The sequence below is a fragment of the Pseudomonas sp. SIMBA_067 genome, from assembly GCF_046534675.1.
Classification (GTDB): domain Bacteria; phylum Pseudomonadota; class Gammaproteobacteria; order Pseudomonadales; family Pseudomonadaceae; genus Aquipseudomonas; species Aquipseudomonas putida.
Map to the genome: position 1 here is coordinate 1 of NZ_JAWRYH010000769.1, position 258 is coordinate 258.

Sequence of the window (258 nt, forward strand, 5' to 3'; positions counted from 1 at the left end):
GGAATATATCACCGGGATCGATGATGATGATGAATGGACACCCAACCGTCTGAGCGTCTTCCTCGCCCATAAACAGCAACTGGTCACACACGCCTTTTTGTACGCTAACGACTACGTTTGCCAGGGCGAAGTCTATTCCCAACCAGCAAGTTTTCCACTGTATCCCAAATCGCCGTACTCACGCCGCCTGTTCTATAAACGCAATATCATGGGCAATCAGGTTTTTACCTGGGCGTGGCGTTTCAAAGAGTGCTTGTT

General features: G+C 49.2%; 1 protein-coding gene. It reads left to right on the forward strand.

Translation table 11 applies throughout. The annotated features are described in order from the left end of the window. On the forward strand, window positions 1–258 hold a 258-nt coding region (locus tag SB765_RS31255; RefSeq protein WP_410932710.1), incomplete at both ends, for a glycosyltransferase.